The 18,328-nt window shown below is 35.9% G+C and carries 16 protein-coding genes; 4 read left to right on the top strand and 12 right to left on the bottom strand.

The window, feature by feature from the left end; translation table 11 throughout:
* From AC4BHP_RS13310 to AC4BHP_RS13365, 12 genes are all read right to left on the bottom strand, one after another.
* Complete coding sequence (locus AC4BHP_RS13310; protein WP_490552744.1) at positions 1-1,116, bottom strand: glycosyltransferase; 1,116 nt, start codon at positions 1,114-1,116, stop codon at positions 1-3.
* A gap of 81 nt (positions 1,117-1,197) precedes the next feature.
* Positions 1,198-2,310: a glycosyltransferase family 1 protein gene (locus AC4BHP_RS13315; protein ID WP_490552746.1), complete on the bottom strand. Its 1,113-nt coding sequence runs from the start codon at positions 2,308-2,310 to the stop codon at positions 1,198-1,200.
* Positions 2,311-2,314: 4 nt separating this feature from the next.
* Entirely contained in the window at positions 2,315-2,713 is a 399-nt protein-coding gene (tagD, locus tag AC4BHP_RS13320) for a glycerol-3-phosphate cytidylyltransferase (protein ID WP_490552748.1), read from the bottom strand.
* An 11-nt stretch (positions 2,714-2,724) separates the two neighbouring features.
* On the bottom strand, positions 2,725-3,891 hold the full coding sequence (locus AC4BHP_RS13325) for a CDP-glycerol glycerophosphotransferase family protein (protein ID WP_490552750.1): 1,167 nt from the start codon (positions 3,889-3,891) through the stop codon (positions 2,725-2,727).
* A 258-nt stretch (positions 3,892-4,149) separates the two neighbouring features.
* Positions 4,150-5,286, bottom strand: coding sequence for a glycosyltransferase family 4 protein (locus AC4BHP_RS13330; protein WP_490552752.1), 1,137 nt, complete (start codon positions 5,284-5,286; stop codon positions 4,150-4,152).
* 3 nt (positions 5,287-5,289) lie between these two features.
* The gene (locus AC4BHP_RS13335; protein WP_490552754.1) at positions 5,290-6,150 is read right to left on the bottom strand and encodes an NAD-dependent epimerase/dehydratase family protein; all 861 of its coding nucleotides are present in this window, start codon (positions 6,148-6,150) and stop codon (positions 5,290-5,292) included.
* Positions 6,147-6,782, bottom strand: a complete 636-nt coding sequence (locus AC4BHP_RS13340) for a sugar transferase (protein ID WP_490552814.1) — start codon at positions 6,780-6,782, stop codon at positions 6,147-6,149. Before AC4BHP_RS13340 ends, AC4BHP_RS13335 begins: the two co-directional genes overlap by 4 nt.
* Before the next feature lie 318 nt (positions 6,783-7,100).
* Entirely contained in the window at positions 7,101-8,927 is a 1,827-nt protein-coding gene (locus AC4BHP_RS13345; protein ID WP_490552756.1) for a polysaccharide biosynthesis protein, read from the bottom strand.
* Between the two features lie 56 nt (positions 8,928-8,983).
* A complete protein-coding gene (gene galU, locus AC4BHP_RS13350) occupies positions 8,984-9,859 on the bottom strand; it encodes a UTP--glucose-1-phosphate uridylyltransferase GalU (protein ID WP_490552758.1) in 876 nt (291 codons plus the stop codon).
* A gap of 344 nt (positions 9,860-10,203) precedes the next feature.
* Positions 10,204-10,968 carry a tyrosine-protein phosphatase gene (locus AC4BHP_RS13355; protein WP_490552760.1) on the bottom strand — a complete coding sequence of 255 codons (765 nt, stop codon included), beginning with the start codon at positions 10,966-10,968 and terminating at the stop codon, positions 10,204-10,206.
* Between the two features lie 80 nt (positions 10,969-11,048).
* Entirely contained in the window at positions 11,049-11,747 is a 699-nt protein-coding gene (locus AC4BHP_RS13360; protein ID WP_490552762.1) for a CpsD/CapB family tyrosine-protein kinase, read from the bottom strand.
* Positions 11,737-12,480 (bottom strand): YveK family protein, encoded by a 744-nt coding sequence (locus tag AC4BHP_RS13365; protein ID WP_490552764.1) that lies wholly within the window; start codon positions 12,478-12,480, stop codon positions 11,737-11,739. The genes AC4BHP_RS13360 and AC4BHP_RS13365 overlap by 11 nt, the downstream gene beginning before the upstream one ends.
* Before the next feature lie 150 nt (positions 12,481-12,630).
* Between AC4BHP_RS13365 and AC4BHP_RS13370 the strand changes: the two genes are divergently transcribed.
* The 4 genes from AC4BHP_RS13370 (at position 12,631) to AC4BHP_RS13385 (ending at position 17,986) form a co-directional block, all read left to right on the top strand.
* Positions 12,631-13,386, top strand: coding sequence for an SGNH/GDSL hydrolase family protein (locus AC4BHP_RS13370; protein WP_490552766.1), 756 nt, complete (start codon positions 12,631-12,633; stop codon positions 13,384-13,386).
* Between the two features lie 318 nt (positions 13,387-13,704).
* A complete protein-coding gene (locus AC4BHP_RS13375; RefSeq protein WP_490552768.1) occupies positions 13,705-15,564 on the top strand; it encodes an N-acetylmuramoyl-L-alanine amidase family protein in 1,860 nt (619 codons plus the stop codon).
* A gap of 308 nt (positions 15,565-15,872) precedes the next feature.
* On the top strand, positions 15,873-17,297 hold the full coding sequence (locus tag AC4BHP_RS13380; protein WP_490552770.1) for an N-acetylmuramoyl-L-alanine amidase family protein: 1,425 nt from the start codon (positions 15,873-15,875) through the stop codon (positions 17,295-17,297).
* A gap of 116 nt (positions 17,298-17,413) precedes the next feature.
* Positions 17,414-17,986 carry a DUF6944 family repetitive protein gene (locus AC4BHP_RS13385; protein ID WP_490552772.1) on the top strand — a complete coding sequence of 191 codons (573 nt, stop codon included), beginning with the start codon at positions 17,414-17,416 and terminating at the stop codon, positions 17,984-17,986.
* The last annotated feature ends 342 nt before the right edge of the window (positions 17,987-18,328 follow it).

Raw genomic sequence — 18,328 nt, forward strand, 5'->3', positions numbered from 1 at the left:
TCACACACATCCTATATAAAAGTTTTCTAGTTTTTTTGCTGCACTTTTTATTTCATACCCATGGTTCACCACTTCAATATCATAACTTTTTCTAAGCAAATTATCGCCATCTATATAATTAATTATTTTATTTGCCCATGATTTTTCACCTTGTTCTAGCCCTAAAAAATCTACTAATGAAGTAATCTTCACCTCATTGGGAACCATACTTGAACATAAACATCTCAACCCAGATACCTGTGCCTCAATAACAACCATTCCAAGTCCCTCAGTCTTTGATGGTAAAATTAACAAATCAAGACCTTGGTAAAAGTTAAAAATATCATCACGAGGTTCTAGTATCGAAACACTATCTTCTAGATGTAATTCATGAACCTTATTATAAATATAACTTGTAGTATTTTTCATTTTACTTCCAATAAATACAAGATGGGTTTTGTCAATTTCATCATTTATTAATTTAAATACTTCTAAAGCAAAAAGATGATTTTTCACAGGATCATGACGACCAACAAGTCCAATCACATATTTTCCATCTACCCCTAATTTACTACGCTCTTGTTCTCGGGTTTTGTCGTTATATTTAAATTTATCAATATAGATTGCATTATAAAAAATACTAAATTTATATTTTTCTCCAAAAAGATTGTTCCCTGCATCCTTTGAACAGGCAAACCTATAATCTGAAAAAGTTGCTGTTAATTTTCTAAAAGGATATGAGAAAACATTATATATCGCCCCCCTTTTTGAACCTAGGCTATGTGAATGACTTATTTTAGCTTTTGTCCTCTTAATAGTTGCAGCAATTAAAGGAATACAACTAAAAAACTTTGTATGAGCATGAATAATATCATAATCAGTTTGCATTATTATTTTAATAATTTCTATTGATGATTTAATAAAATTTTTTGTTACAGGTGTGACTTTATACACAGTGGAACCCATTTCAATCATTTTTCTTTCTATAGACCCTGTTTCCTTAGAATCAGAATGAATTAGAAAATCAAAATGTACTTTAGCTTTATCTATATTGGAATAATAATTATAAAGCATATTTTCAACTCCACCACTTCCCAAGTCAAATAATACATGTAGTACTTTAATAGGTGTTTTCAATTATCTTCCTCCAAGATAGATGATATAATTAGTTGCAAGTTAAAATACAATTTACATCCTTTTAATACTCGAAACTCCTAGTTACTCATGTTTATTTATATAAAAATTTTCTAACCATTTAGATGTATCAGTGATATCATAACCATTATCCTTGATTTCTTGATAAGTGTTTTTCCGCTCATATCCACCAGAATAGTTTAGAATTTTTTCAGCCCACGTTTCCACTTGGCTATTTATAGACAATGCTTCAACCAAATCAGTAACATACGCTTCTTCAGGAATTGAATCTCCTATAATACAACGTAATCCAGCTGCCTGCGCTTCTACTGTAACAATCCCTAAACCTTCAAACAAAGACGGGAAAACAAATACATCCATGGCCTGCATCAATTCAGGTATATCTGATCGAACACCAGTAAAAATAACGTTATCTTCTAGGCCTAATTTATTAACTTTTCGCTCAATATCTTCACGCAAATCTCCATCCCCAATTAGCATTAGAATAGCATTTTTATTTTCGTGGTGTATTTCTTTGAAAATATCAATTAAAAAGGCATGATTTTTTTGAATATTAAACCTACCTATATGTCCTATAACAAACCTATTATTCAAATTAAATTCTATTCGCTTCATTTTACGAGTATGGTTGGAATAGGTAAAATCCTCAGATTTAATTGCATTATTAAATATTTTAAAATTACTTGAATTAACTACCCGGCTACCGAAACGGTCTATTCCTGCAGCCATAGAACAACCGAAAAAGTAATGTGCAATGTTCCTTGTTGGATATGCGAGGATAGAATACAGCCTTCCTTTTAATGTCACATCATTGTTGGTATTATGGCTATGCGCTATAGTGAAAAGATCAAACTTTTTAGCAACATTTAGATATATTGCTGCTGTACTACCAAGGTGACCATGGATAACTTTATATTCGCTATGTTTGCTAAGGAAATTTTTCCATGCTTTTCGATACTTCAGTATGTTTATCCCATTGAAACGAGGGAGACTATAAATCTTTCCACCTAAAGCCATAATTTCATCATCATAGGCACATTTTTGATCTGTGTGTACAACAAAATCAAATTGAATTTTTGCCCGATCTATTTCGCGGTAAAGATTCATAATCATTGTTTCTGCACCGCCTCGATCCATTTGTCCAATTACTTGAAGCACTCTAAATGGTTGAGTCATCATACTACCCCTTTTTTATCAATAAGTCTTTCTTTATTTTTGTCGTAGATATTTCAGGCGTCCTTTCCAAATAAACTACTTCACAAAAGTCTTGAAGAAAATTAAACTTATCTTTCCAATCACTACCCATAACAAAGGTATCAACTTTGTATTCTTGAACGTCAATTATTTTTTGTTCCCAATTACTTTCTGGTATAACCAAATCTACATATCTAATAGATTCCAACAGTTTTTTTCTCTCCTCATAGCTAAAATAAGTATTTTTGCTCTTTTGTTCACTGTTAAATCCATCTGTAGATAACGCAACAATTAGATAATCGCCCAAAGCTTTAGCTCTACTCAACAAATTTATATGGCCATAGTGCAGCAAATCAAAAGTACCGTATGTTATTACTCTTTTCATCTTCAATCTCCTCATTCATTAATAATATTTTTATAAATAGTATCTAAAGAAACTTTCGTTGCATTTCCATAACTCTGAACGTATAATCCGCGAAAGTCTCTCACTAACTTCATTACATTTTCATACGGTAAATCCTTAATTAACTCTAAAAGTTCACTCTCATTAATTGTTCCACCAGGCAATGTTCTTCTAATATCAAAATACAAACCACGCCTATCGACATAATTGTCATAGTCATATGCATAGCAAAGCATAGGTCTATCTAATATCGAATAATCAAAGAAAATACTAGAATAATCCGATATTAATAAGTCGGATGCTATCATTAGGTCATTCAACACTGGGTAGTTAGAGACCTCATACACAAATCCATTATCAGCTTTAACATTTAATACCTCTGCAACTTCATAATGTGCACGAAGTAAAACTATATATTCATCACTAATTTCCTTTTTCCATTTATCAAAATTAATTGGGGGAGCAATCACGCAATTAAGCTCGTTGTCTCTCTCATATTCCCGAAAAGTGGGTGCATATAGAATTACTTTTTTATCTAAAGGTAACCCTATTTTTTTCATCATTTCCTTCTTAGCATCCGTAGTAGCTTTTGCCAAACTATCGTTTCTTGGCAATCCGCAAACCAAAAATTTCTCCCTATCTATATTAAAGACTCTTGAAAAAATATCAGCTTCATACTTACTTTGTGATGTCATTATATCAACATTCCATTTCCCCTTTGTCCCAAATGACTTATTCCCATTAGAAATATCCATACCCATTTTTTTGATTGGCGTTCCATGCCAGGTATTAAAATAAAAGGTATTCTTCCCTATAAAACTTAACCCTCGTTCTACCCTAGAATTAGTAATCCAACATTGTGCTTTTAAAGCTGTAATAAAATACTTAAATGAATCAGTTTTTACTTTTTTTCCTCTTGGAATTGTGAAATCATCCGGATTGTGAAAGGCCCAAACTAATTTATAGTTATTAAAACGATTATCTTTAATCATTTCATCATATATTGCCCTTGGACTATCATCAAATTTCTTCCCACCAAAACTAATAAATAGAATTAGCCTGTCGTCTGGCTTAACCGAAAACTTTATAAGATTTAATATAAACGACCCAGTCCAATAATAAATTATATATAATGGCTTAAAATATTTTATGTTCTTCATTAAATATCTCTTCAACATTACACCTCTAAATATATTTTCTCTATACCATTAATAACATTATTTAAATCGACAAAACGAACCTTAGAGCCATTTATCTTTATAAACGCTTTAAATTGTTTCTGTTCCATCACATTACGTTGAACTGTTTGCATGCAATATTCTAATTGCTTCTTTATATTCTCTGATAGTTTATTCATATACAGCGGTAAAAATAAACCTTCTCCAATATATAGAAATAATTGAGATATGTTAACCACTCTACTTATAAATCTTAAGCATATGCTCTTTTACATGCTCCGCACTGAATTTTTTTATATAATTTCGATTAAACTCTCCAAATATTTTTCTATCATTTTTATTATTTAATAGCTTCTTGATACTATCTTCAAATCCATATACATCTTCACTGTCAACTAAATATCCACCTTTATCGTTTTGGATTAGATCTACATTCCCACGAATCCTACTCCCAATGCAAGGTAGCCCGGCAGCCAAAGCCTCCATCAAAGCAACAGATAGACCCTCTCGCTTTGATGGCAAGCAGAATATATCAGCTACTCTCAACACCTCTCTTATGTCAACTCGATATCCAGCAAAAATCACTTTATCTTTAATATTTAATTCTTGAGCTAGTCTTTCTAAATGGTCCCTTTTATCACCCATGCCACAAATCACATATTTATAAGGGGCATTAATTTTTGCTAGTGCTTTTATCACAACTTCATGATTCTTATTATCATTAAGTTCACCAACTGACAAGAGCATACAGTCATCATTCGATACACCGAGGTTTTTTCGCTTTTTTTCAATATTTACATCAATATTATTAATTTCATCTACATGAATCCCTATTCCAGGGACATAACACGTTTTATTAGCTTTAAACCGTTTTCCTTGTTTGAAATCTTCACTATTAATAGTAATCAGCGTATCTGTTAACATAGCACAATATTTTTCGATAGGATAAAATATCATCCAATTAAGTTTAGGTGCACCTTTATAAAAATGAAATCCATGTGCAGTGTATATAATCTTCGTTCCTTTTTTCCGACTATTTTTGCTAGCCAATCTTGCAATTACTCCACCTATAGGCGAATGGCAGTGAACAATATCATACTTGTTATTTTCTATTAATATTTTTGTTAGTCTATAAGCCTTGATCATGTCCTTTATCAAAGATATCTTTCTTGGTACAGGAATGTGATAAGTGTTTACTTCAATTTTACCCAATTCCCTTTTTAGTTCATTTACTCTTTCTTGAGATGTAGTACTTCCAAACTCAAAGTTACAAGCAACATCAACCTTGTATCCTAATTCTCGGAGTGTGGATATATTATCCATATTAAACTGATCGATCATTGAAGCAACAGAAGCATACATTAACGCTCTTTTCATCATCTAAACCTCCGTCTTTTCAATAGAACTTCGTAAATCAACTACATGATAAGATTGTTTACTATAAGAAGATAAACTTTTTTCATAAACTAAATTTCCAAATAACTTATTAATAAAGATTAATTTATTCCCCAAATGACTTAATATAGGATTAAATAACTTGGTTAGTATTATTTTTTTACCATGCACCTCTGATATTAATTTAACCATCTCACTTGTTTTTACATATTCCTTATTTTGAGGGAAAAACAATCCACTTTCTCCATTATCAATTAGTAGTTTTATAAATTCACAGAGATTATCAATGTGAATCATACTTCTTGAGTTATTTATATCTGGAAAAAAAGGTAGTATCTTAGCAGCTTTAGCTAACTTCGGATAGTTCCCTTTAGACCCTTTCCCATATATCATAGGAGGTCTTATAATAGCAACTTTGAATCTTTTATCTTCTAAAGGTTTGATTCCTTCTTCAGCCTGCAACTTACTATTTCCATAAAAGTTACTTGGTGTTGGTACAGTATTTCTATCAATCACTTTTTTTTCACTACTACTATCACCGTATACAATGATACTGCTCATGAAAATAAACTGATGGACACCTGCAGCCTTTGCCTTCTTGGCTATCTCAATGGTTAAATCACGATTAACCTTATAATAAGAATCTTCCATTTTGGGGTCAGTGGAGACATGAGCAATACCAGCTACGTGCAAGATAACGTCGTATCCAGATAAATCCTTTTCTCTCCAATTTTCATTTCGTAAGCTAATTGTAAAGATTTTATATTTGTCAAGGTGATTCTTTACCCATTTTTCAAAACTTTTACCAACATAACTATTTACTCCGGTAATCAAAATATTTATCACTCAGATAGCCTCTCCTTACTACTAGATAAATCTTGCTGAGATAGTGTTCCTGTCCCACCTTCAATAACTCCATCGCTCTTCACAACACTTATGATGGTTCCTATGAAACACTTAACATCCATGGTAAAACTTATTTTTTGAACGTACTCCCCATCCAATTTCGCTTTTTTCTCAATAGGAAGTTCATCCCTACCATTAATTTGCGCCCACCCTGTAAGCCCAGGTTGAATATCATTAGCACCATATTTATCCCGTTCAGCAATCAAGTCATATTGATTCCACAGGGCTGGTCTAGGCCCAATAATACTCATCTGTCCAATAAGAATATTCCAAATTTGCGGTAGCTCATCTAGTGAAGTCTTTCTTAAAAACTTACCCACTTTAGTTATATACTGTTCAGGGTTTTCTAGTAGATGAGTTGGGGTATCCTTTGGTGAATCTATTCTCATTGTACGAAACTTCAAAATTTTGAAATGTGTCTTATTGATTCCAACACGCTTTTGTTTAAACAGAATAGGACCTTTTGAATCAAATTTGATAGCGATAATTAATATCAAAATAAATGGTGATAAAATAACTAATCCAATTAGAGAAAGTAAGAGATCTATCCACCTTTTCACCTTCATATATATCATGTCATAACACTCCTTAAAATTGTCTTTTAATAGAATAGGACTTAATTGAAATACTAATTATCTATTCCAATTAACTACTAAACCACTAAAATCACATTCACCTAATAAAAAATCTCACAATTCAATAACATTCATTACAAAATTAATAGACTTAATATATTGTTTTTGCAATCTAACATGCCATTAACCAGCACATATAATAACTATAAACTTATCTCCAATTGATAACATTGCATCCTCTTAAATACACGATATCAATTAACACCTAAAACCAAATTAAGGTTGAAAAGGTTGGTTAGCAATTCATGAAAATCACTAACCAATAATCAAAGACTTCTTTTCTCCAAACTTCGTATTAGCAATACCCACCAAAGTATCCTTCATCTCAACTGAATCCTTATCAAGAAGCGTCTCAATCACCTCATAAAGCTCTGTTCTATCCATTGGCTGTGCCTTTCCAATAAAGATCTTAGGAAATACATGATCTTTCTGAACCTCATTCTCATTAAGAAGCTCTTCATACATCTTCTCTCCAGGCCTTAAACCAGAAAACTGTATACCAATCTCATCTATGGAATAACCCGAAAGAGTAATCAGGTTTTTAGCTAGATCAACGATTTTTACTGGTTCCCCCATATCCAGAACGAAAATTTCTCCTCCACGTGCTAATGATCCGGCCTGTATTACTAAACGTGAAGCTTCAGGAATTGTCATGAAATATCTTGTAATATCAGGATGTGTAACCGTTATAGGACCACCCGCCTGAATCTGTTTCTTAAATAGTGGAATAACACTGCCTCGACTACCCAGCACATTCCCAAACCGTACTGCAACAAATTTGGTCTTACTTTCCTTTGCCAAATTCTGAATAATCATCTCAGCAAAACGTTTCGTCGCTCCCATTACATTAGGGGGATTCACAGCCTTGTCTGTTGAAATCATTACAAAAGTACCAACCCCAAACGTATCTGCTGCTTCTGCTAAATTCCGCGTGCCAAAAATGTTATTTTTAACGGCTTCTCTTGGGTTATACTCCATCAACGGAACATGCTTGTGTGCTGCCGCATGATAAATAACGTCTGGTTTATATTCATCCATCACATCAAAAATTCGATTTCGATCCTGTATATCTGCAATAATCGGAATAATCTCGATAGATTCTCCATAGTGCTTCTTTAATTCCATATCAATTAAATAAATGCTATTTTCACCATGACCTAACAAGAGAAGTTTGTTTGGGGTAAATTTGCATATTTGACGGCAGATTTCAGATCCAATAGATCCTCCCGCACCGGTAACTAGAATTGTTTTTCCTTCTACATATTCAGAAATACTGTCAATATCTAGCTGAATAGGTTCGCGCCCCAATAGATCCTCAACCTCTACATCTCTAAACTGCGTGACTGAGACATTGCCTGACATAATTTCTTCAATCATTGGCATAATCTGAACCTTCGCCATTGTTTTCGAGCATTCTTCATAAATACGCTTTATCTCCCCCTTAGACAGGGAAGGAATTGCAATAATGATGACCTCAATCTCATGTAAGGCAACAGCCATTGAGATATCAGATGTCGCTCCTACTACCGGTAAACCATGGATTTGGAGTCTTTGTTTATATGGATCGTCGTCGATAAAGGCTACAGGTACTAAATCAGTATCTACCTTTTGAAGCAGCTGTCTGGCTACCATCGTTCCTGCTGCACCAGCTCCGATAATTAACGTATGTTTCTTTGCAAGATCATTCGTGCCTATATAACGGCCCCTGAATACTCTCCAAGAAAAACGTGAACCGCCAATCAACAGGATATGGAGCATCCAGGTTATCCCTAATGCCCGTATATATATATCCTGGAAAATAATCATTTGAATGATAGCAGTTGTTAAAATCGTTAATGTTACAGCTTTTGCAATCGCCATTAATTCTCGAATACTCGCATATTCCCATGCCTTGTTATAAAGTTTATAAATAAATGCATACACATGATGACTGATTAACAATGCTAAAGAGGTTATTAATAAGGTTCCCATTTTGAAGATATCCAAATACGGATGGAGGACAAGGTAACTGCAATAAATAGCCGTTAACACGATAATGGAGTCTACTAGTATCAATGTGGTCAACCTTTTACGGTATGTCACGTTCAAACCTCTCCTCTAAAAAAGACCGGTAAGTGTCCGGTCTATCTCCAATTAGTTTATTTTTTTATCACTTTTAATTTTTCTTCCATAAAGCGTAATAAATCTTTACGCAAGGATTCATCCTGAAGTGCAAATTCAATTGAGGTTTCAATGAAGCCTAATTTTTCCCCCACATCATATCGTTTCCCTTCAAAATCATAGGCAAATACTCGTTGGATTTCATTCAGCTTTTGAATCGCATCTGTCAGCTGAATCTCTCCGCCTGCCCCTATGTTTTGCTCACCAAGGAATGTAAAGATTTCCGGACGCAATATATATCTTCCCATGATGGCTAAATCAGATGGCGCTGTTCCTTTTTCAGGCTTTTCCACAAAGCTCTTCACCTGATAGCGCCGTCCGTTTTGTTCAATCGGATCAATGATTCCATACCGATGGGTTTCTTCCATTGGTACATGCTGAACACCTATAATAGAAGAAAATGTTTTTTCATATTCATCCATCAATTGACGTAGACATGGTTTGTCTGCCTGGACAATATCATCACCAAGTAAAACTGCAAATGGTTCATCTCCAATAAAATTACGAGCACACCAGATTGCATGGCCCAGTCCTTTGGGTTCTTTTTGACGGATATAATGAATATCAACCTTGGAAGGAGCCTGTACTTTTTCGAGAAGATCAAACTTGCCCTTTTCCATCAAGTTATTCTCTAAATCATACGCATGATCGAAATGGTCCTCGATGGATCTCTTCCCTTTACCGGTTACGATAATGATATCTTCTATCCCAGACTCGATTGCTTCTTCAACGATATATTGAATCGTCGGCTTATCTACAATTGGTAGCATTTCCTTCGGCATTGCTTTTGTAGCCGGCAGGAATCGCGTTCCGAGTCCAGCAGCGGGAATAATTGCTTTTCTAACTTTTTGCAAGGTATAGCCTCCTTTTCACAACTACCATATATAACGAATCATAAATTTTACATTTTCAAGGAAAATAATTAGGTATAAATTCTCAATTATCAAAAAATAATTAAAAAATATTAGACAATTACAATTACTATGTTTCATAATCAATATTAGGGGTAATTAATCGCACGATTTTTATACACACTTATAATCAATTCACATGAATTTTAAAGAACATGGGCATCTAACCCACCCTCACACCATCCTACTGATGACTTGCATCTAAGGAAGCTTATTAAACCTCCCACAGCATGGCCGAGTGTCTCCCTTGATAAAGGTTAGGAGGCATCACCTAATTGGGTTCATCATTAAAATAGCCCTAAAAACTTACGCTGTCTGACTGGCTGTGGCATTTCTCTCATTATTATCTGCCCGCTAATGAGTAACTCTGCATTTTCTTCAAAATAATAGATTTGATCCAATCCGAACTGTTTTTCTATTTCATCCAATGCTTCATTCATCCAGAACTGTCTGGTTGAGACATTATGTGCATCTGATGCAACGAAATGAATCAGGTTTGAGGACAGTAAATCCATCGATACTTTCTTGATTTTCTTGCCAAACTTACCGGCGATACTGCCGGATGTAAGCTGTGTACTGACACCTTTTTGGACAAATTCATAGAGGAGATTTGGATTTTCAACAATAGCCATATTCCGTTCCGGATGGACTAATATTGGATTGATCCCTTTTTGCTGCAGTTCAAAAAATAATGTTTTTGCGTACCTTGGTATATGATTTGAAGGAAATTCAATCAAGAGATAAGAGGAATTGTTTACTGTTTGGATAAAGCCCTGCTCCAGATCCTCGAGCAATTCGCCGTACACCCTGACCTCCTGGCCGGGTAAAACCTTTAATGAAATTTGGCTTTTCTCCAAATGTTCATTTAATTGATCAATCTCGGGTAATAAGTTTGTTCTTGTATTCTCGTATGCACCATTTTTATGATGTGGGGTTGCGATGATTGTGTTGATTCCCTCGCTGATAGCAAGCTTTGCCATGTCCATTGAATCTTTTAAACTCTGTGCACCGTCATCTACACTTGGCAAGATATGACTATGTATGTCAATCATTATAAAGCAACCCCTTCTTGTTTATTTATAATCAATGAATCTATCTTACTAACATTTGTTGTAAAAGTCTAGCAACATACCTATTTTTTACCATAATAATAGTACGTATTATCCTTCATTTTTCTGTTATTAAGAACAGCACCCAGAATTTTAGTACCGGTATTTAATAAAAGTTCTTTCGTCTTGACAGCATCTTCCACCTGCGTCCGTCCGCTGCTCACTACGAGTACGACTCCCTGGCAAATATTAGCAATGATTTGTGCATCTGTAACGGCTGTGATCGGCGGGGTATCAACGATGATGATGTCAAAGTCTTCCTTCGCCTGATTAATCAATTCATTCATCGATTTTGATGATAATAACTCAGCAGGATTTGGCGGAAGCGGTCCGCTTGTTAACACATGTAGACCCAAAGGCTCTACAATCTGGATTGCTTTACCTAACTCTATTTGTCTCGTCAATACACTTGTTAATCCCACGTTGTTCGTAAACGAGAACGTATAATGCGAAGAAGGTTTACGCAGGTCGGCATCTATGAATAATGTCCTTTTCCCCTGTTGAGCGAACACTACGGCGATATTAGCAGCAGTTGTTGATTTTCCTTCAGTGGGGCCAGAAGATGTAATCATAATCGTTTGCATCTCTTCATCTATAAAGGAATATTGGATATTAGTCCTTAATGTACGGAACTGCTCCGAAATCGGTGATTTTGGTTCCAAATAGGTAACGAGCTTTCGCTGATTGCTGTTTCCAAACTGTCTGCCCTTCTTACGCGCCATGTTGCTCACCTCTTCCTGCTCGTTTCGTTCTTGCATTTCCTTCCATTTGCACATTGCTTTCTTCAATTACACCAATGACACCAATCACCGGTAAATCCAGAATTCGTTCGATATCCTGTTCTGTTTTAATCGTATTATCTAAATACTCCATTAAGAAGGAAATTCCCACACCAATCATTAATCCAACAACCATGGCAATCGCGATATTGAGAAGTGGCTGCGGTTTAATCGGTGAAGCATTCTCTGAAACCGTTGCTTTTGCAAGGATGCTGACATTATCGACCTTCATAATTTCCACGATTTCTTCTTTAAAAATCTCTGCTGTTGTGTTGGCTATTTTTACAGCCATATGCGGATCCTCGTCTGTAACAGATACATTCACTACCTGCGATTCCTGTTCACTTGCTACCGTTATTTTATTGGTGAGCTGGCTTAGTGATAGTTTCAAATCCAATTCTTCAATCACCTTATCCAATATGGCCGGGCTCTTCATAATGACATTGTACGTTTCGATGAGTTGCAGATTTGTTTGAACTTGGTTGCTGTTATATATTGCTTCTTCACTTTTTGCCTGATTAACAAGCAGCTGTGTAGAAGATTGATAGATTGGAGTCAAAATAAAAAAGCTTGTTACTCCGCTTATTAAAACTGCCAAAACGGTGATCATGATAATGAACCATGCACGTTTTTTTAAGGTTTCAAACAAATCTTTCAGGCTAATAGTTTCTTCCATTTCATCCTCCGTTTAACATAATATTAAGTATTATACAACAAATTCGGAAAATTTCATCTGTTTTTTTGGAAATTTTATTTAATTCTTTCTAATAAAATGTAATATATACATATAAAGTGAAATTATTTGTCGACTCGGGGGGGGAGAAAAATGAAATCTATTACCATGCTTTTACTTACAATATTCACCGTCCTTGTTCTAGTTTTCGGTCAAAACTACTGGAGCAGCCAAATCGCAAAAACAGTTGCCATGGAAAACGAAAAAGAACAAGCTGAACCAAAAAAAGAGGAAAAGACCTCTTCACCTTTTGAGAATGTTAAAGAGGATGACCTGAAGAGCGCTCTCGAAAAAGCGATCAGCAAGCATGAAAAAGCTAATATTTTGATAGCCGGATCGAAAGCATTGGGAGATCAAAAAAGCGGATTAGGGTTAACAATCAGTCAGGAGTTGCAAAGGTCATTTGAGTCGGATATTACTGTATCATTCATAGATTTCAACGGCACATCAACTCAATTAATAGAAGAAGGCTTAATCAGTAATTATCAGGATGCCAAGCCTGATGTTCTTATTCTAGAAGCTCTGACTCTAGCTGATAATGGCAATGTTGAAGTGGAGGAAAACCACGATAATATTTCTACTATCATTGAAGAATTACAATCGATCAATGAGGATCTTTCCGTGATTCTTATGCCTACTCATCCTATCCCAAATGGTCCCATCTATTCAACACAAGTAGACGCCCTAAAGGAATTCGCAGCGGAGGAGGACTATACATATATTGACCATTGGCAGGCTTGGCCAGATGAAGCTGAATTAATGGATTACCTGAAATCAGATAAAAGTGCTCCAAACGAAAAAGGGATTGAGATTTGGAGTAAAGAGGTCTTGAAATTATTTGGGATATAATAAGAAGCTCTGAAGAATAGATATGGTACCTTCGATTTTATATTAATTAAACTTATAGAGTTGCCAATAATTGAAGACGAGAATCTCCTAAGCACCCATTTTTGGGTGTTTTTTGTTTTGAGTCTAACCGATTATGTTATCAACAAAATCTACAGTTCATTCATCCTTTCTCCTCACAATTCAGGAGATACTGCACGTTTAAAAGATAAAAAACACTATTTTCATCCTATTTTTTACATTATTTAACAAACCTCTTTAAATTTATTTCATTCATCCGATGAAAAGAAAAGAATAAATAAAAAAGAGGTGAAAGAACTTTTGGGAAAATATTTTATTAAAGCTGCCAGTTTGCTGATTTTGCTATCATTTATCATTACTCTTTTACCGGAGAAAGCAGATGCCGCTAGCTTTACATCTAAAGTCAACGCTGATGTCCTAAATGTCCGCTCTAAGGCATCTACTAAATCCTCTGTCATCGGAAAAGTTAAGAAAGGTAAAGTGGTCACGGTTCAATTTGAGCAAAATAACTGGAGCAAGATTACATACGATAAGAAAATCGGCTGGGTAATGAGCAAATATCTTACATATTCCAATTGGACGGGCTATGCAAAAGCAAATAACCTATCCATTAAGAAAACGGCCTCTTCCTCTGCCAAATCTCTTGCGACTATTAAAGTAGGGACAGCCCTTTCAGTAAAAGGGCAAACGGGAAGCTGGGTTAAAGTTTATTATTCCAGTAAAAAGGTGACTGGTTGGGTATCTATTTCAAGTCTAACAAAGTCAAAGCCTGCGACTGGTACAGTAAACCTGGGAACCTATTATGTCACAGCTACCAGCTTGAATGTACGTGCAACAGCGAGCACAAAAGCAAAGGTCATCACAACAGTGCAGAAAAACGCCTCTCTTACGCTTCAGCAAAAAAGTGGATCTTGGGGGAAAGTGAAAACCTCCAATGGTAAAGTTGGGTGGGTGTCCCTAACTTATATTTCTACTAAAAAACCGGTTGCGAATCTTGGTACCTATTATGTGACAGCTACTAGCTTGAATGTACGCGAGAAAGCCAATACTAAAGCTAGAGTCATCATAACTGTAAAGAAAAACGCTGCGGTTACTCTTCAGCAGAAAAGCGGTACTTGGGGGAAAGTGAAGACTTCAAACGGTAAAGTCGGCTGGGTAAGTCTCTCTTATCTTTCTACTAAAAAGCCGGCTGTGGATCTTGGAACCTATTATGTTACGGCTAGCAGTTTGAGTGTTCTTCAAAAGGCTGATACATCATCCAAAGTCATCACGACTGTGAAGAAAAATGCGGCCCTTACTCTACAACAAAAAAGTGGTACTTGGGGAAAGGTGAAAACCTCTAACGGCAAAATCGGCTGGGTTGCTATGAAATATATTTCAACTAAAAAACCGGTCAATACAAAAACACCACAACCGGTATCAAATAAAACGGAGTACCTGGTTACCATCGCCAACACTTCTCTGTACATGAATGCTGACTCAAAATCTACCGTATTGGCTACAGTTACAAAAAATTCTAGTGTGATTAAATTGAATACGAAAGGTAGCTTTACACAGGTTAAACTGGCATCTGGCAAGATTGGATGGATTACCAGCAAAACACTGATCGTTTCCAAAAATGTAAGGGGAAAAGTCATCGTTATTGATCCAGGGCATGGCGGATCAGATTCGGGAGCTATTGGGGTAAAGCTAAAAACGAAGGAAAAGAATATTAATCTTAGTACAGCCAATCAATTGGCAGCCTTACTGAAAAACGCCGGTGCCACTGTCATCATGACTCGTAGTAATGATACCTTTATTTCATTAGCCAACAGAGCAGCACTCAGTAACTCAAAAAAAGCGGATGCGTTTGTGAGCATTCATTACAATGCAGCTCCAGATTCTCCATCCGCTTCTGGAATAGAGACTTATTACTATCAAAATAGCAGTCTGGCAAGTGCTATACACGATGAATTGATAAAAGCAACAGGGTTGAAAGATAGGAAAGTTAAACAAGGTAGTTTTGAAGTCATCAAGAGTAATAAACAACCAGCTACCTTGCTAGAACTTGGTTTTCTTACAAATGCAGCTGAAGAAAAAACCATTTCCCAAACCAGCTATCATAAAAAAGCAGCCCAGGCAATTTATAATGGGTTGAATGTATATTTCAAACAAAAATAATAGCATTTCAATTTACAATTTCCTATTCAAAGGAGATAAAAAGCACCCTATTTTGAACTGCGCCCCAGTTGTTAGACACTTCTAACATATTTAGATGCAGTTTGATTTTGGGTGCTTTTTGACTTATAAATTCCTTACATAATTAACACCTTTTTCTTATTTACCCCTTCTAGCCTTCTATTATATTTTAATAAATGGGCCTTTACGCTCCATAAGGAAAAATCTATTTCACATTCTTTAAGAAACACATTAGATTTGATAGATTTGTCCGATTAAAAAATAGAATAGTTTATGTAAGAGGTGATATTTTGAGGAAACTCTCTATTAAAGCTGTCAGTGTGCTGATTATGCTATCATTTTTCATTACTATGTTACCGGAGAAAGCAGATGCTGCTAGCTACTCATCTAAAGTCAACGCCAGCACATTAAATGTCCGCTCTAAGCCGTCGACCAAATCCTCTATTGTAGGAAAAATTAAAAAGGGCAAAGTGGTAACTGTTCAAGCAGAACAAAATAACTGGAGCAAGATTACATATGATAAAAAAACGGGTTGGGTTTCGAGTTCCTATCTTACCTATGTAAGCTGGAATGGCTATGCACAGACAGACAATCTGTCCATAAAAAAAACAGCCTCTTCCTCTGCCAAATCTCTGGCGACTATAAAGAAAGGCACAGCCGTTTCAGTAAAAGGGCAAAATGGCAACTGGCTTAAAGTCTATTATTCAAGCAAAAAGGTCACTGGATGGGTACCTGCTCCAAGCCTGACTAAGACAAAGCCAACGACTGCCACAGCAAATCTGGGTACATATTATGTCATAGCTACTAGTCTAAATGTTCGCGCCAGTGCGAGCACTTCTTCCAAGGTTATCACCACGGTGAAGAAAAATGCTGCTGTTACTCTTCAGCAGAAAAGTGGATCCTGGGGGAAAATCAAAACCTCCAACGGTAAAGTTGGTTGGGTTGCTATGCAATATATATCAACTAAAAAGGCCGAATTGGCTGCAACAGAATACCTTTACACTACCGCCAACACCTCCCTGTACAAGGAGGCTGACTCTAAATCTACTATTTTAGCCTCAGTTGGTAAAAACACTAGTGTGATAAAACTTACTACAAAAGGCAACTTTACACAGGTCAAGCTGACATCCGGTCAGATTGGATGGATTCCAAGCCAAACACTGGTATACAAGAGTGTGAAGGAAAAAATCATCGTTATTGATCCTGGTCATGGCGGCTCAGAAACGGGAGCTATTGGTGTAAAATTAAAAACAATGGAAAAGGATATTAATCTAAGTACGGCTAACCAACTGGCTGCCCTACTTAAGAATGCTGGTGCAACCGTCATTATGACACGCAGTAATGATACCGTTATTTCATTAGAAGACAGAGCTGCACTCAGTAACTCTAAAAAAGCAGATGCGTTTGTAAGCATTCATTACAATAATGCACCAAATGTACCATCAGCATCGGGAATAGAAACTTTTTATCATCGTAATAGCACCTTGGCAAATGCCATACATGGTGAATTAATTAAAGCTACTGGCTTGAAAAACCGTAAAGTTAAATATGGTAATTATCGAGTCATACGGGATAATAAACAGCCTGCCGCTCTGCTCGAACTCGGATTCCTTTCAAATGTAGCCGAGGAAAAAACCATTTCCCAAACCAGCTATCACAAGAAAGCAGCACAGGGTATATTAAATGGCTTAAATGTATATTTCAAAAATAAATAACGTTTAATCTATGGCCTCTGAAATACTTCGGAGGCTTTTAATTTTAACTAAAATCCAATCCATCACTTAATCTTCGGAATACACTATAACGATTATCCATAAACGGATGTGATAGGGTGTCAAATCAATTGAAAGAAATAGTTGGAGCCTGGCTGACGGCTACCGGAGCCATTGTTGTAGCCATCGGCTCTACTCCAAACACTGGATTATCAAACAAAATACAAAGAGAACTTAATTTAGTCGGGAATGCACTGGAAGCAGTTGGTGCCGGCTTAGCCGCAGACGGGCAAGATAATAAATCCTCACTTGAATATGCAGGGAATGTTATATCTAGTATCGGAGCCTTGGAAGTCATTACAGGAATTGCTGTTGATTTCCCTGAACCTACCAATACGAATATTGCGATTCAGGGTAATTTGTTACAGGCATTAGGCAGCGGAGTCAGTGCAGCTGATGAATTAGGCGATCAAACCACTTTAGGAGAAACAGAAATCTTAATAGGTAATATTCTCCAAACCATTGGCAGTGTCATCCAAGCATTCAGCGTTAAAATTCAAGTTAATGACCAGCAGGAGGGACAATTCTATGTTGCATTGGGAAGCTGGATTCAAGCCGTTGGCGCTGTTCTATCCGCCATCGGTCAACAACTCGAGGAAGCTCATGAAAATAAACCAGGTATTAACGAATAAGATGCCCTCCTCTGGAGGAGGACATTTTTACATACAGGAATAGCTTTTAATAGTAGGGAGAAAAGCGGGGAATCCAATAGAGGTATTTATCGGGACCAACTTTCTGTGCCCTCCACTAGATGACGAGCTGATTAGCGACAGTATATTCTGGACAACAAGATTTCCTGAAGTTTGATGGATAGTGGGAGTTGGTTTATAGAATATGTCGGAAAGAAATAGCTGCTATCGTATCACTTGAGAAGATTCCCATGATGACAATAAGTCTAATCCCCTAATAAACGTTCTTTTTTATAAATTTCTTAAACTTTTTACCGACACCTTCTGCTATTCAGATAACCGTTA

It is taken from the genome of Pradoshia sp. Z4_20 (assembly GCF_058216035.1).

What these genes read in the sequence shown, in the direction of transcription:
- AC4BHP_RS13315 (WP_490552746.1), bottom strand. Translation starts at nt 2,310, where the DNA reads ATGACTCAACCATTTAGAGTGCTTCAAGTAATTGGACAAATGGATCGA.
- AC4BHP_RS13360 (WP_490552762.1), bottom strand. Translation starts at nt 11,747, where the DNA reads ATGGCGCGTAAGAAGGGCAGACAGTTTGGAAACAGCAATCAGCGAAAG.
- AC4BHP_RS13355 (WP_490552760.1), bottom strand. Translation starts at nt 10,968, where the DNA reads ATGATTGACATACATAGTCATATCTTGCCAAGTGTAGATGACGGTGCA.
- AC4BHP_RS13370 (WP_490552766.1), top strand. Translation starts at nt 12,631, where the DNA reads ATGAAATCTATTACCATGCTTTTACTTACAATATTCACCGTCCTTGTT.
- AC4BHP_RS13325 (WP_490552750.1), bottom strand. Translation starts at nt 3,891, where the DNA reads ATGAAGAACATAAAATATTTTAAGCCATTATATATAATTTATTATTGG.
- tagD (WP_490552748.1), bottom strand. Translation starts at nt 2,713, where the DNA reads ATGAAAAGAGTAATAACATACGGTACTTTTGATTTGCTGCACTATGGC.
- AC4BHP_RS13330 (WP_490552752.1), bottom strand. Translation starts at nt 5,286, where the DNA reads ATGAAAAGAGCGTTAATGTATGCTTCTGTTGCTTCAATGATCGATCAG.
- AC4BHP_RS13365 (WP_490552764.1), bottom strand. Translation starts at nt 12,480, where the DNA reads ATGGAAGAAACTATTAGCCTGAAAGATTTGTTTGAAACCTTAAAAAAA.